Source organism: Breoghania sp. L-A4, from assembly GCF_003432385.1.
Taxonomy (GTDB): Bacteria; Pseudomonadota; Alphaproteobacteria; order Rhizobiales; family Stappiaceae; genus Breoghania.
Genome location: NZ_CP031841.1, coordinates 570,433 through 582,787 on the forward strand (window position 1 = coordinate 570,433; position 12,355 = coordinate 582,787).

Here is a 12,355-nt window from a genome sequence, read left to right on the forward strand (position 1 = left end):
CAGCCTGTCAAAGAATGATAGGCGGCGAAGATACACCGGGAAGTCATGTCGCGCGATCGGCGGCAGTGGCGGGTCATTGGGGGGAGTTCGAACCCGCAGGGTTCGCAAGGCGAACAGCCGCCTGAGCTTGTTCAAGCCCCGACTGGAGCTGAGCCCAAAGTCAGGAAATGGCGGAGAGACAGGGATTCGAACCCTGGAGACGGTCACCCGCCTACACACTTTCCAGGCGTGCGCCTTCGACCACTCGGCCACCTCTCCGCAAGACACCAAAAGGTGCCACTGGGAGGCGCAATATAGCGATCCGGCGGGCGAGCGCAAGGGGGCGCGGGCGCTGACGTGATCGTGAGGCGGCGGTGTGTTGCATGGGGCTTTCGGCAGGCCTATCTATCGTGCGAAATAGCGCGGCATCCGGCGCTTTCGCGGCGATCCCGAGAGCGTCCGCAAAGCTGACACAGATGGGGAAATCCTGTTGGCGGGCGCACGGATGGACTGGATTTGGTCCGGCCGGTGATCGTTTATGAGGGCGACACCGCGCGCCGCAGTTTCTAATATCGGCGGCGATTCGCCTGTCCTGCCAGAGGTGCGAGAGATCCTATGATTTCGTTTGTTGTTCGGGTGATCGGTTTGTGGCTCGTGGCGGTGGCGGTTGTCGCGGCGGCCATCGACGGCACAAAGACCATCGCGGCCTCTGAGCTTACGCTGACGCCGCTCGGCCAGCACTGGTTCCAGCTTGCCCCGCAAAGCCTCAACGCCGCCCAGGCCGGCATCCAGCGCCATGTGAGCCCGCTGTTGTGGGATCCGGTGATCCAGTGGGTGCTGCTGCTGCCAACCTGGCTGGTTGCGGGCGTGCTGGGGGCATTGTTCGTCTGGCTCGGCTCGCGCGGCCGCCGCCGCCGGCGTGTCCGCCTGAGCCGGATCTGAGGCGTTTCGCGCGGAGCGCGTGTCTCGGTGCGGGTCTTGTGTGCCGCCTTGTCGCGTTCGGCCTCGGCCCTTGCCGCCGGATCCTTGAACCGGCCGCGCCCGATGTTTCGCCATTCAACAGGAGGCTTCGATGTTTTCGCTCAATTTCCTGTCAGCCAAGGACACGCTGCCCACGGCAGAGACCGCCTTGCCCGGGCGCGACGAAGCGATCATGACGCCGGGTCTGCATGTGGTCAGCGGTCATCCGCTGGCCGGCCCCTATCCCGGGGGCGCGCAGACGGTGCTCTTCGGCATGGGCTGCTTCTGGGGTGCGGAGCGGATATTCTGGCAGCGTCCGGGCGTGCATGTGACCGCCGTCGGCTATGCCGGCGGAGTGACGCCCAATCCCACCTATCGCGAGGTCTGCTCGGGCGGCACCGGTCACACCGAGGCCGTGCTGGTGGTGTTCGATCCGCAGGCGGTCCCGTTTGCCTCGCTGCTGCAGACATTCTGGGAGGGGCACGATCCGACCCAGGGCATGCGCCAGGGCAACGACCGCGGCACGCAGTATCGCTCGGCGATCTATTGCGCCGATGACGCGCAGCTTGAGCTCGCGCTGGCCTCCCGCCAGGCCTATGAGGCGGCGCTGAAAGCGGCCGGCCGTGGGGCCGTGACCACCGAGATCGCGCGGATGCCGCCGTTCTACTTCGCCGAGGACGAACACCAGCAGTATCTGGCGAAGAACCCGGCGGGTTACTGTGGACTTGGCGGTACCGGCGTATCCTGCCCGGCGCCCACGGGCGTCAGCGCGGCCGGCGCCCTTTAGCTAACGCCGATCCGGGACCGCGTGTCCCGGGATCGTGCGCGCTGCTCGGGCAACCGCCGTGCGCCGCATGCGCGCGCCTTCAGCAGGCTCACGCCTATGCTCCGTTGTTTTGCCGAGGTCTGCCGCGAGGCAAGGAAACGCTCTAAGCGATACTTGTCCGGATTGATGTCAGATCCATAGAGATTTCAACGGGATAATTAATCTTAAACAAGTATTTGAATAATGGACGTCCGGCAGCCGTGGAAATTCTTTGCCGCGCGGCGGCGCATTAGATCTCCGTTAAGTAACTTTTGCCAGTATCTGCCCGCCTGCCTTTGTCGCGGACGAAGGGGCGCAACGCTTCTGGAGCGGATGATTGCGGCGCAGTGACTGTGTTTTCTTTGCCTTGTTCGTGGTGGCGGTCGGCATCGGTCTTACGGCCGTGGCGCTGGTTCCGCCGGCGCGCGGGGCTGTGGCCGTCTTCGTGCCCCCCTGGGCGTCCGAATCGGGGCCCATGAGCATAATCGCCGCGGCCAATGGTCGTTTCATGCGGACCGGCAGCGCCAATTGGGTGTTTCTGGCGACATCTGAAGAACCCGGTTTCGCAGACCGCTTGTATGCGGCCGGAGCCTGGATTGTCGCGAACCCGATTGTCGCGGGCGGTTGCGTGGCGGAAAGAGGATGACTTGAATGACGGATGGGGTGGAAATGACCGAGGGCGGCAACAGTCTGGAAGAGCTGCGTGTTCAGTTCGCACGCGCATTCGTGGTGTTCATTTGGGCCAATGTTCCGGTCGTTCTGGGCGCGGCAATTATCTATGAAGGCGTCCCGCCGCTGATTGCGGGACTGTTTGCCGCCGGGCTCGCCGGCGCCACGACCTTTGCCTGGCTTCGCGCCGGAAGCGGCGTTCTGACGCGTCTGGTGTCGTCGGTCTCGATGGCCGCGATGGTCTGCCTTCTTGTGTTTTCGCTGAGTACCGGCAGCCTCAGCTCGGCCGGCAGCTTCCAGCTCGACGGCCACATGTATTTCTTTGCAGCGCTTGCGATGATCGCGGGTTGGGTCGACTGGCGGGCTCTGGCCGCCTACACGGCCGTGGTGGCGGTGCATCATCTGGCGTTCAACTTCCTGCTGCCCTACGCCGTTTTTCCCGAAGGCACCAGCTTCCTGCGCGTCGTCATGCACGCCGTGATCCTGGTTGTGCAGTTCGCCGTGCTGGTGTGGCTGGTCGACCGGCTCGGAAAGGCCTTTGCCTCATCCCAGATGACGAGCACCGCGGCCGAAGTCGCCCGCGCGGAGACCGACGCGTTGTTGAAGACCGAAGAGCAGCGCGGCCGTGACGAGCGCGTCAAGCAGGACCGCATCGCCGAGCGGATTGTGACGTTCCGGGGCGAGGTTCAGACGATGCTGGCAGGAATTGGTGGTGCGGCGGAGCTGATGCGCTCCACCGCCGACGTGCTGTCCGGCGTCGCCGACAGCACGCAGCTGCGGGCCAGCGACACGGCTGCCATCTCCGAACAGGCCTCTTCCAACGTGCAGACGGTGGCGAGCGCCGCGGAGGAACTGTCCGCCTCGATCAGCGAGATCGCGCGGCAGGTGGAGCAGACGACGCAGATCGTCAACAAGGCGACCCAGGGCGCGCGCGCGTCCAACCAGAAGGTCGCGGGCCTCGCCGACGGCGCAAACAAGATCGGCGAAGTCATCGGCCTGATCCAGGATATTGCCGAGCAGACCAATCTGCTGGCGCTGAACGCCACCATCGAGGCCGCGCGGGCCGGAGAGATGGGCAAGGGCTTCGCGGTCGTTGCGGCGGAAGTGAAGGAGCTGGCGACCCAGACGTCCAAGGCGACGGAAGAAATCGGCGCCCAGGTGGCTGCGATCCAGGCCTCGACCAGTGATGCGGTGGATGCGATCGGCGCGATCACCGAGACGATGGACGAGGTCAACAAGTACACGGCCGCGATCGCCGCCGCCGTGGAGCAGCAGGGCGCGGCGACCAGCGACATCTCGCGCAACGTGGCGGAGGCCGCCGACGGCACCGGCCAGGTGGCGGCGAATGTTTCCGGCCTTCAGGCTGCGGTGGGCGAGACCACCGAATCGGCCGCCAACGTGCAGACGGCCGCCTCCGATGTCTCCAAGCAGGCCCAGGCACTCAACACAGCCGTCGAGGCCTTCCTCAAGGACGTCGCCGCCTGATCGTCCGTCTTCAGCGGATTGGGAATGAACGAACGGCCGGACCCGAGAGTCCGGCCGTTTTCTTGTTGCGCGCGCGGCCGATGCGCAGACAAGGGATGCGAAGCCGCGTTGCGGTGCCTATATGCATCAGGTGATGATTCAGACCGAGACCCAGGCCGGCCTTCACCGCCGCCGCAAACTCATGAACACCCTGCACACCTGGCTGCTGGCCGGTGGCAGCCTGATGCTGCTCGCGCTGTGCGCCTGGGCGCTGGCGGGCCCGCAAGGCGTCGTCTGGGTTTCGCTGGGCGGCGCATTGAGCCTGTATCTGGCCACGCATATGTCGCCCAAGATGGTGCTGCGGCTCTACCGCGCCCGGCCGTTGCCCGAGACCGTGTTTGTGGACGGTCACCGCGTCGTCAATATCCTGGCCCGCCGCGCGGCTCTGCCCGCCGTGCCGGAACTCTACGTGGTGCCGAGCCGGATGATGAACGCCTTCGCCGTGGGCAATCGCGAGTCGCCGGTGATCTGCGTGACCGACGGGCTGCTGCGCGGTCTTACCTTGCGTGAATTCGCGGGCGTCATCGCGCATGAAATGAGCCATATCGCCAATGGCGACATCCGCGTCATGGCGCTGGCGGACGTGGTGTCGCGGATGACCAGCACCATGTCGACGCTGGGTATTCTTCTGGTCTTGTTTAATCTGCCGGCCCTGATTCAGGGCAACGGCGTGCCATGGGTCGGGATCGGGTTGCTGATGGTGGCGCCGACGATCGGCGGCCTGCTGCAACTGGCACTGTCGCGAACCCGTGAATATGACGCCGATCTGGACGCGGTGCTGCTGACCGGCGACCCGAAGGGACTTGCGGGAGCGCTGGTGAAGCTTGAGCGCGCCGAGGGGCGCATGTGGGAAGCGATGGCGCTGCCCGGCGGACGGTTGCCCGATCCCTCGCTGCTGCGCAGCCACCCCAAGACCGAAGAGCGTGTGCGGCGGATCATGGAGTTGACGCCGCGCGGTGACCTGTCCGCTCCGCTGGAGGGGGCGTGCCGCGCGTTGGCCGCTCGATCGTGCCGAGCCTCGGCAGGCCGCGTTTTCGCGCCCGTGGCATGGGGCTGTGGTACTGACGTTGCTGGTATACCAGCCGTTGCGGCGCGGGCCGGTCCGCGCTACATCGATTGAGTGACCTCAGTCTTTTCGAGCCCTCAAGGAAGCGCCGTGAACCTGTGCCCGCCCACCGCAGGGACCGTCTTGCTGGTCGACGCCCTGACCGGGGCGGAGGCCTTGCTGTTCGAGGGCCCGCGCGAGATCGTCACCACGAATGATCCGGGCGAGGTGGCCGCCGCGCTGGCGCGCATCGAGGCGTTGTCGGACGGCGGGCTGCATCTGGCCGGATTCTGCGCCTACGAGATGGGCCATGTCTTCGAGCACAAGCTGCGCGCGCGCCTGCCCGCCCGTCTGGACGGCTCTCCGCTGCTGTGGTTCGGCGCCTATGACGCGCCGCGGACGTTGTCGGCGGCGGAGGCGCGGCGGTGGCTCGAGAACGCCTCGGGCGGCGCGGCCGGCCATGTGCACGGCTTGCGCTTCGAGATGGACCGAGCGGCCTACCGCAAGGCGTTTGAGCAGGTGCGGCGGCATCTGGCGAGCGGCGACATCTACCAGGCCAATCTGACCCTGCGCGCCCGCTTCACTCATTCGGGCAGCGCGGCGGGGCTGTTTCTCGAGCTGCTGCGCCGCCAGCCGGTCAGCTATGCGGCGCTGGTCGCGACGCAAGGCGCGACGATCTTGTCGCTGTCACCGGAGCTGTTTCTGGAGCGCGCCGGCGACCAGCTCACCACCAAGCCGATGAAGGGCACCGCACCGCGCGGAGTGAACGCGGAAGCGGACACGGAGATCGCCCGCTGGCTGGCCGCCGACGTGAAGTCGCAGGCCGAGAACCTGATGATCGTCGATCTGATGCGCAACGATCTGTCGCGCATCAGCCGCCCGGGCAGCGTGCGGATTTCGAAGAAATTTGAGGTGGAGCGCTATCGCAGCCTGCACCAGATGGTGACCACCGTGCGTGGACAGCTCAATCCGCAGACCGGCTTCGCCGATGTCTTTGCCGCGCTCTATCCGTGCGGCTCGATCACCGGCGCGCCGAAGCTCAGCGCGCAAGCCATCATCGACGATCTGGAGACCAGCCCGCGCGGTGTTTACACCGGCGCCATCGGTCATATCCGCCCCGGCGGCGATTTCCGCTTCAACGTCGCCATCCGCACGCTGACGCTGCGCCCCGACGGAACCGGCGAGATCGGCACCGGCTCCGGCGTGGTGTTCGATTCCGACGCCGACGACGAATACGACGAATGTCACCTGAAGCTGGCTTTCCTTACCGGTGAGGACCCGCCGTTCGGGCTTATCGAGACCATGGGGTTCGACCCGCAGCACGGCTATATGCTGCAAGGCCGTCACATGGCGCGACTGCAGCGATCGGCGCAGTATTTCGGGTTCCGATGTCCGTTGCCGGCGATCGAGGCGGCGCTGGCGGCCCGCGCGGACACTTTCGATGCGCCGCGCCGGGTGCGCCTGGAACTCGCCGAGAGCGGAACGTTCGACATCACCGATGCGCCGCTTGCGGCAACCAGCGAAAACCCCTGGCGGTTGGCGGTCTCGCCCGAGCGCATGGATGCCGGCAACCGGTTCCTGTTCCACAAGACCACGCGCCGGGCGCATTACGACGACGAGCGCGTCCGCCTGCAGGGGCTCACCGGCTGCGATGAGGCGCTGTTTCTCAACGCGGACGGCTTGGTCACCGAGGGCAGCTTCACCAACCTGTTCATCCGCAAGGACGGCAGTCTGCTGACGCCAGCGCTCGGACACGGGCTGCTGCCCGGTATTCTGCGCGAGGCGCTGCTGGACACCGGCCGGGCTGTGGAGGCGGATCTGCGGCTGGAGGACTTTGTGAGTGCTGACGCGATCTACGCGGGCAACTCCCTGCGCGGGCTGATCAAGGCGGTGTTGATTGGGGAAGAGTAGCAATGCTGCGCGGGATCACCTCTCCCATGGGGAGAGGTCGGGCCCTCGGGTCTGGCCTGTGGCCAGCCCAAGGACAGGCTCCACGCCCGGGTGAGCAGGGCTCGCCGTGACGCTGAAGGATCACAGCCCCTCACCCCGACCCTCTCCCTGAGGGAGAGGGGGCGGATACGGAAGCGCTCTAGCTGTGAGCTTTCAACAGGTTGTCCATTCGGACCTGACCGAGGAGACTGGAGTTACCACGCTTCAGCACGCATCGGAGGGTCCGAATGAACATCCACAAGAATGCCCGCCTGACACCGTTGCGTCGAGGGGAGATGGCCCAAGCGGTCATTGAAGGTCGTCTTTCCCGGGCCCAGGCGGCGCGGGTCTATGGCGTGTCGGCCAAGATCGTTGCCCGGTGGGCCGAACGCTACAGGGCGGAAGGCCCGGCCGGCATGGTCGACCGCTCCTCTCGGCCAGGCCGGATGCCCAGCGCAACCGATCCGCTCCTCTGTGAACGCATCATCGCCCTGCGCCGTCAGCGCTGGACAGGTAAGCACATCGCTCGGGAGGTCGGCGTGTCACCGGCCACCGTCAGCCGGGCGCTGCGGCGGGCAGGCCTCTCCCGGCTCAAGGACCTCGATCCGGCCGAACCGGTGCGCCGCTATGAACGCCAGCATCCGGGCGAGTTGATCCACATCGACATCAAGAAACTCGGTCGGTTCGACCGCGTCGGCCACCGCATCACCGGCGATCGCACCGGCCAGTCCAACAGCCGCGGTGTCGGCTGGGAGTTTGTCCATGTCTGCATCGACGATGCCTCGCGCATCGCCTTCAGCCAGATCTTGCCCGACGAGAAGAAACACAGTGCGGTCGCTTTCCTGCGCGCCGCGCTCGCCTATTACGAGAGCCTGGGCGTCACCGTCACCCGCGTCATGACCGACAATGGCGCCTGCTACAAATCGAAAGCCTTCGCAAAAGCCTGCCGCGATCTCGGCCTCAAGCACATCCGCACCCGACCCTACACGCCCAAGACAAACGGCAAGGCCGAACGCTTCATACAGACCGCGTTGCGGGAATGGGCCTATGCCATCGCCTACCCAACGTCACGCCATCGCGCAGCCGAACTGCCGATCTGGCTACACCGCTACAATTGGCACCGGCCACATGGCAGCCTAAAATCCAAAACACCGATCAGTCGACTCGATCTAACCGAGGACAACCTCTTGAGGCTCCACATCTAGCTGCGCAGCGTGCCGCCGGTGGCTTTTTCGACGCCGGCGATGATCCGGGCCGCAACGGCCTCGATTTCGTCATCCGTCAGCGTCTTTTCCGTGGGCTGCAGCGTCACGTCGATGGCGATGGACTTCTTGCCTTCCGGCACACCCTTGCCCTCATAGACGTCGAAGACGTTGACGTCGCTGATCAGTTTCTTTTCCGCGCCGCGCGCCGCCTTGAGGATCTTTTCCGCCTGGGTGTCGCCGTCGACGACGAAGGCGAAGTCGCGCTTCACCGGCATCAGATCGGCGACATTCAGCGCGCCCTTGGAACGCGACGCCTTGCCCTTGGGCTGCGGCACGGCGTCGAGATAGACCTCGAAGCCGACCACCGGGCCCTCGATGTCGAGAATTTCGAGAACGCGCGGATGGATCTCGCCGAAGGCGGCGAGCGCGTTCTTCGGGCCGAGCTTCAGCATGCCCGAGCGGCCCGGATGGAACCACGCCGGCGCATCGGTGAAGACCTGCAGGTTGGACACCGGCGCGCCGATGGCCTCGAGCGCCGCCATCGCGTCGGCCTTGGCGTCAAACACGTTGACGGGATCCGCGGCGCCCGACCAGTGACGGCCCGAACCGGTCAGCACGGCGGTGCCCCGGCGTACGCCGGTGGCGACCATGGTCTGGTCGGAGGGTTTGTCGCCGGCAAACACCTGACCGACCTCGAACAGCGCCACGTCGCCGTAGCCGCGATCGGCGTTGCGCTGGGCGGCCGACAGCAGGCCCGGCAGCAGGCTGGGGCGCATGTCGGACATGTCGGCGGAAATCGGATTGGCCAGCGCGATCTCCGGCTGTCCGCCGCCGAAGGCTTCCGCATGCGCCTTGGGCAGGAAGGACCAGGTGACGGCTTCATTCAGTCCGCGCACGGCGAGCGCCCGGCGCGCCTTGTTGCGGCGGACCTGGCCGGTGGTCAGAACCTGGGCGGCGACGCTGCCCATGCGCGGCAGCGGCGTCGACGGGATCTTGTCGACGCCGACGATGCGCATCACCTCTTCCACCAGATCGGCCTTGCCGTGGATGTCGGGCCGCCAGCTCGGCGGGGCGACCTTCCAGGTGCTGCCCGCGCCCGATACCCAGAAGCCAAGCCGCGTCAGCATGACCTTGATTTCGGTGGCGGAGATCTCCAGCCCCGACAGGCGCTTCACTTCCGTCACCGGGAAATCGATGATCATCTCGACTTCCGGCACCGCGCCCGCGGTGGTGACCTGGCTTGCCGTGCCGCCGCAGATGTCGAGCACATGCTGGGTTGCCTCTTCCAGGCCCGGCAGCATGAAGGCGGGGTCAACGCCGCGCTCGAAGCGGTAGCGCGCGTCGGAGTTGAGCCCCAGCTTGCGGCCGGTCTGGGCGATGTTGATCGGGTCCCACAGCGCCGATTCGATCAGCACGTCGGTGGTCGTCTCGTCGCAGCCGGTATGTTCGCCGCCCATGATGCCGCCGATGGAATCGAGCGTGTTGTCATCGGCGATCACGCACATGGTGTCGTCGACCGCGTATTCCTTGCCGTCGAGCGCCAGGATCGTTTCGCCCGGCTGGCCGCGGCGCACGGTGAGGTGGCCCGTCACCTTGGCGGCGTCGAAGACATGCAGCGGACGGCCGCGGTCAAACGTCATGTAGTTGGTGATGTCGACGAGCGCATTGATCGGGCGCAGGCCGATGGCAATCAGCCGCTGCTGCATCCATTTGGGCGACGCGCCGTTTTTCACGCCGGAGACCTGCCGCAGACCGAAGGCCGGGCACAACGGCTTCGTGCCGCCGAAATCCAGCGCCACGGAAACGGGGCACGGTCCCTCGCCGGCGATCTGCCTGGGCCGGTGCTCCTTGAGCTTGCCGAGGCCGGCGGCGGCCAGATCACGGGCGATGCCGTGCACGCCGAGGCAGTCGGAGCGGTTCGGCGTGATGCCGATCTCGATCACCGGATCATCCAGCCCCGCCCAGGCGGCGTAGGCTTCGCCCACGGGCGCGTCCGCCGGCAGGTCGATGATGCCGTCGTGCTCGTCGGAGAGCTCGAGCTCGCGCTCGGAGCACATCATGCCGAAGCTCTCCACGTCGCGGATCTTGCCGACCGACAGCGTCACGTCGAGGCCCGGTACATAGTCGCCGGGCTTGGCGAAGACGCCGACAAGGCCTTCGCGCGCGTTCGGAGCGCCGCAGACGACCTGCAGCGGGGCGCCCTCGCCGGTGTCGACGCTGAGCACCTTCAGCCGGTCGGCGTTGGGATGCTGGGTGGCTGAGACGACCTTGGCGATGCGGAACGGCGCCAGCTTCTTCGCCGGATCGGCCACGTCTTCCACTTCCAGGCCGATCATCGTCAGCATGTCGACGATCTCGCCGAGTGTGGCGTCGGTTTCCAGGTGGTCCTTGAGCCAGGAGAGGGTGAATTTCATGGGAACATTCCAATTTGGGTCGCGGCGCTGTCAGTGGAGCGATACGCACGGTATAGGCAATTCGATAGTGTGAGCCGGAATCGGTCGCCGCTTCGAACTCGATCGTCATCCTCGGCCTTGTGCCGAGGATCCATCTTGTCCCCCCGTGCCGCCATGGATCCTCGGCACAAGGCCGAGGATGACGACGGAGAGCCTGGCACGTCTCGGCCGGTATCCGGCGTTACGCCAGCGTCTCGTAAAGATCGTCCCATTGCGGGTTGGTTGCCTCGATAAGATTGATCTTCCATTGGCGATAGTAGCGCTTTACCGATTTTTCCCGCTGGATGGCATCAGTGACGTTGAAATGCTCTTCGTACCAGACCAGCATCTTGCATCCATATTTCTTCGTGAACCCCGGGATCAGGCCTTCGCGATGTTCATAGGCCCGACGAGCAAGGTCCGAGGTGACGCCGGTGTATAGCGTTCCTCGTGCCTTCGATGCGACGATATAGACGAAGCCCGTCATAAGCCCTCGCCCGCTCTCCACATCCTCTCGGACCGTTCCTTTTCGTCATCCTCGGGCTTGACCCGCCGTTTCGTCATCCTCGGGCTTGTGCCGAGGATCCATCTTGTTCGTGCCTTGCCGCCGTGGATCCTCGGCACAAGGCCGAGGATGACGACGGAGAGTCCGGCACGTCGGGCCGGGCGTGCCTGGCTTACGCGCTCAGGCCGCCGAACAGGGTCGGCATGTCGAGCGGGCGGAAGCCGTAGTGCTTGATCCAGCGCAGGTCCGCGTCGAAGAAGGCGCGCAGGTCCGGCATGCCGTATTTCAGCATGGCGATGCGATCGATACCCATGCCCCAGGCGAACCCCTGGTAGACGTCCGGGTCCAGCCCGCAGTTGCGCAGCACGTTGGGATGCACCATGCCGCAGCCGAGGATCTCCAGCCAGTCGTCGCCCTCGCCGATCTTCACCTCGCCGCCCGCAAACGAGCAGCCGATGTCGACTTCCATCGACGGTTCGGTGAAGGGGAAGAAGGAGGGGCGGAAGCGCATCTTGATCTCATCGACCTCGAAGAACGCCTTGCAGAATTCCTCGAGGATCCACTTCAGGTGACCGATGTGGCTGCCCTTGTCGATGACCAGGCCCTCGACCTGATGGAACATCGGCGTGTGCGTCTGATCCGAATCGCAGCGGTAGGTGCGCCCGGGGATGATGACGCGCAGCGGCGGCTCCTGCTCGCGCATCATATGGATCTGCACGGTGGAGGTGTGGGTGCGCAGCAGCAGTCGCCCGCCGTCTTCCTTCTCGGGGAAGAAGAACGTGTCGTGCATTTCGCGCGCGGGATGGCCCTCGGGGAAGTTCAGCGCGGTGAAATTGGTCTCGTCCGTCTCGATGTCCGGACCCTCGGCGATGGAAAAGCCCATGTCGGCGAAGATCGCGGTCAATTCGTCGATCACCTGGCTGACCGGATGAATGCGGCCCTCTGTCGAAGGGCCGGGACGCACCGGCAATGTGACGTCGACGGTCTCGGACGAAAGCCGCGCTTCCAGCGCCTGTTCCTTCAGCACGCTTTTGCGCGCCGCAATCGCGTCGGTGACGCGGGCCTTCAGCCCGTTCAGCGCCGGGCCTAAGATCTGGCGCTCTTCCGGCGTCATCTTGCCGAGCGTCTTCATCTTCTCGGAAATCGCGCCCTTCTTGCCAAGGGCCGCGACGCGCACCTCGTCGAGCGCCCCCTCGTCCGCGGCGGCGTCGATTTTGGCGGCAAGGTCGGATTCCAGCGCGTCGAGCATGGAAGTGTCGGGCGTATCAAGTTCGGACATGGGTACCAGCGTTGTCTTATGGC

9 protein-coding genes and 1 tRNA gene are annotated in these 12,355 nt (G+C 65.6%); 6 read left to right on the forward strand and 4 right to left on the reverse strand.

The window, feature by feature from the left end; translation table 11 throughout:
• Positions 1 to 168: 168 nt before the first annotated feature.
• A tRNA-Ser gene (locus D1F64_RS02775) sits at positions 169 to 258 on the reverse strand.
• Positions 259 to 594: 336 nt separating this feature from the next.
• Between D1F64_RS02775 and D1F64_RS02780 the strand changes: the two genes are divergently transcribed.
• The 6 genes from D1F64_RS02780 (at position 595) to D1F64_RS02810 (ending at position 8,116) form a co-directional block, all read left to right on the forward strand.
• The gene (locus tag D1F64_RS02780) at positions 595 to 921 is read left to right on the forward strand and encodes a hypothetical protein (RefSeq protein ID WP_117411171.1); all 327 of its coding nucleotides are present in this window, start codon (positions 595 to 597) and stop codon (positions 919 to 921) included.
• A 130-nt stretch (positions 922 to 1,051) separates the two neighbouring features.
• The gene (gene msrA, locus D1F64_RS02785) at positions 1,052 to 1,726 is read left to right on the forward strand and encodes a peptide-methionine (S)-S-oxide reductase MsrA (RefSeq protein WP_117411172.1); all 675 of its coding nucleotides are present in this window, start codon (positions 1,052 to 1,054) and stop codon (positions 1,724 to 1,726) included.
• A 669-nt stretch (positions 1,727 to 2,395) separates the two neighbouring features.
• The gene (locus tag D1F64_RS02795; RefSeq protein WP_117411174.1) at positions 2,396 to 3,898 is read left to right on the forward strand and encodes a methyl-accepting chemotaxis protein; all 1,503 of its coding nucleotides are present in this window, start codon (positions 2,396 to 2,398) and stop codon (positions 3,896 to 3,898) included.
• A gap of 133 nt (positions 3,899 to 4,031) precedes the next feature.
• The gene (locus D1F64_RS02800; RefSeq protein ID WP_205470628.1) at positions 4,032 to 5,057 is read left to right on the forward strand and encodes a zinc metalloprotease HtpX; all 1,026 of its coding nucleotides are present in this window, start codon (positions 4,032 to 4,034) and stop codon (positions 5,055 to 5,057) included.
• Between the two features lie 36 nt (positions 5,058 to 5,093).
• Positions 5,094 to 6,893 (forward strand): aminodeoxychorismate synthase component I, encoded by a 1,800-nt coding sequence (gene pabB, locus D1F64_RS02805; protein WP_205470629.1) that lies wholly within the window; start codon positions 5,094 to 5,096, stop codon positions 6,891 to 6,893.
• Positions 6,894 to 7,159: 266 nt separating this feature from the next.
• On the forward strand, positions 7,160 to 8,116 hold the full coding sequence (locus tag D1F64_RS02810) for an IS481 family transposase (RefSeq protein WP_117411175.1): 957 nt from the start codon (positions 7,160 to 7,162) through the stop codon (positions 8,114 to 8,116).
• Here D1F64_RS02810 and pheT read toward each other — a convergent pair.
• From pheT to pheS, 3 genes are all read right to left on the reverse strand, one after another.
• Positions 8,113 to 10,530 carry a phenylalanine--tRNA ligase subunit beta gene (gene pheT / locus D1F64_RS02815; RefSeq protein WP_117411176.1) on the reverse strand — a complete coding sequence of 806 codons (2,418 nt, stop codon included), beginning with the start codon at positions 10,528 to 10,530 and terminating at the stop codon, positions 8,113 to 8,115. The two genes, D1F64_RS02810 and pheT, sit on opposite strands and share 4 nt — an antisense overlap.
• 220 nt (positions 10,531 to 10,750) lie before the next feature.
• Positions 10,751 to 11,035: a GIY-YIG nuclease family protein gene (locus tag D1F64_RS02820; RefSeq protein ID WP_117411177.1), complete on the reverse strand. Its 285-nt coding sequence runs from the start codon at positions 11,033 to 11,035 to the stop codon at positions 10,751 to 10,753.
• A gap of 190 nt (positions 11,036 to 11,225) precedes the next feature.
• Positions 11,226 to 12,332 carry a phenylalanine--tRNA ligase subunit alpha gene (gene pheS / locus D1F64_RS02825; protein WP_117411178.1) on the reverse strand — a complete coding sequence of 369 codons (1,107 nt, stop codon included), beginning with the start codon at positions 12,330 to 12,332 and terminating at the stop codon, positions 11,226 to 11,228.
• Between the last annotated feature and the right edge of the window lie 23 nt (positions 12,333 to 12,355).

What these genes read in the sequence shown, in the direction of transcription:
- pheS (WP_117411178.1), bottom strand. Translation starts at nt 12,332, where the DNA reads ATGTCCGAACTTGATACGCCCGACACTTCCATGCTCGACGCGCTGGAA.
- D1F64_RS02795 (WP_117411174.1), top strand. Translation starts at nt 2,396, where the DNA reads ATGACGGATGGGGTGGAAATGACCGAGGGCGGCAACAGTCTGGAAGAG.
- pheT (WP_117411176.1), bottom strand. Translation starts at nt 10,530, where the DNA reads ATGAAATTCACCCTCTCCTGGCTCAAGGACCACCTGGAAACCGACGCC.
- msrA (WP_117411172.1), top strand. Translation starts at nt 1,052, where the DNA reads ATGTTTTCGCTCAATTTCCTGTCAGCCAAGGACACGCTGCCCACGGCA.
- D1F64_RS02780 (WP_117411171.1), top strand. Translation starts at nt 595, where the DNA reads ATGATTTCGTTTGTTGTTCGGGTGATCGGTTTGTGGCTCGTGGCGGTG.
- D1F64_RS02810 (WP_117411175.1), top strand. Translation starts at nt 7,160, where the DNA reads ATGAACATCCACAAGAATGCCCGCCTGACACCGTTGCGTCGAGGGGAG.
- D1F64_RS02820 (WP_117411177.1), bottom strand. Translation starts at nt 11,035, where the DNA reads ATGACGGGCTTCGTCTATATCGTCGCATCGAAGGCACGAGGAACGCTA.
- D1F64_RS02800 (WP_205470628.1), top strand. Translation starts at nt 4,032, where the DNA reads ATGATTCAGACCGAGACCCAGGCCGGCCTTCACCGCCGCCGCAAACTC.